This window comes from Streptosporangium sp. NPDC000563, assembly GCF_040299985.1.
In the GTDB taxonomy this organism is placed as follows: domain Bacteria; phylum Actinomycetota; class Actinomycetes; order Streptosporangiales; family Streptosporangiaceae; genus Streptosporangium.
The window spans coordinates 1-1,323 of the sequence record NZ_JBEPDA010000076.1 but is presented as its reverse complement, the minus strand read 5'-3'; the positions used below and the strand labels follow the sequence as shown (position 1 = coordinate 1,323).

General features: G+C 71.4%; 1 protein-coding gene. It reads left to right on the top strand.

Going from position 1 to position 1,323, the window contains the following annotated elements; genetic code table 11:
- Positions 1–26: 26 nt before the first annotated feature.
- Positions 27–1,323: RNA-guided endonuclease IscB (gene iscB / locus ABT352_RS40700; protein ID WP_350950457.1), on the top strand; the 1,297-nt coding region annotated here is incomplete at its 3' end.

Here is a 1,323-nt window from a genome sequence, read left to right as displayed (position 1 = left end):
GAGCCAACCGTGAGGTTCACCCGGCCGTGTTCGTCCTCGACGTCCACGGCCACCCGCTCGACCCGTGCCATCCCGCCCGTGCCCGCCGCCTGCTGGCGGCCGGCCGGGCGGTGGTGGTGCGCCGCACCCCGTTCGTGATCCGCCTCAAAGACCGGCTGGTGGCCGACTCCGCCGTCAAAGGCGTGCACGTCGGTATCGACCCCGGCTCCCAGCACACCGGCATCAGTGTGTTCGCCGACCGTGACGGGAGCCGCACCGGCCTGTTCGGCATTCAGCTCGACCATCGGGGCGGGCGGATCCGCGACAGGCTCAGCACGCGAGCCGCGCTGCGCCGTGGCCGCAGGTCGCGGAACCTGCGCTACCGCGTCCCCCGCTTCAACAACCGCACGAAACCTCAAGGGTGGCTGGCGCCGTCGCTGCGCCACCGCGTGGACACGACGATGTCGCAGGTGACGCGGCTGGCCCGGTGGGCGCCCATCACCGCCGTCCACGTGGAGAAGGTCTCCTTCGACACCCACACCCTCGTCGCGGGCAAGCCGCTCGAAGGAGCCGAATACCAGCGGGGCACCCTCGCCGGGTACGAGGTCCGCGAATACCTGCTCGCCACGTGGGGGCGCATCTGCGCCTACTGCGGCGCGAGCGGTGTGCCGCTGAACCTCGACCACATCCATCCCCGCAGCCGGGGCGGCTCCGACCGCGTCAGCAACCTCACCCTGGCCTGCATCCCGTGCAACCAGGCCAAGAACGCCACCCCGATCGAAGAGTTCCTGAAGGCCAAGCCCGCACTCCTGGCGAAGATCCTCAAGCAGGCCAAAGCGCCGCTGCGCGACGCCGCCGCCGTCAACGCCACCCGCTGGGCGCTGTGGCGGGCACTGCAGGCCACCGGCCTGCCGGTCGCGACGGCCTCGGGCGGGCGCACCAGGTGGAACCGGTCGCGTACCGGCGCCGCCAAGTCGCACACGTTGGACGCCCTGCACGTCGGCCACCTGAAGACCGTGACCGCCTGGCCGTCCACGATCCTGCTGGTCGCGGCGACCGGGCGCGGCACCTACGCCCGCACCACCCCCGACCGCCACGGCTTCCCCCGCCTGGTGCGGCCACGAATCAAACGCCACCACGGCTTCCAAACCGGCGACCTGGTCCGCGCGGCCGTCCCGGCGGGCAAGAAGGCCGGAGTCCACACCGGGCGAGTCCTGGTCCGCTCTTCCGGCTCGTTCGACATCACCACCCGGCACGGCCGCATCACCGGGATCAACCACCGCCATGTCCGCCATCTTCAACGCGCGGACGGCTACGGCTACACGACACAGAAAGAAGCCGATC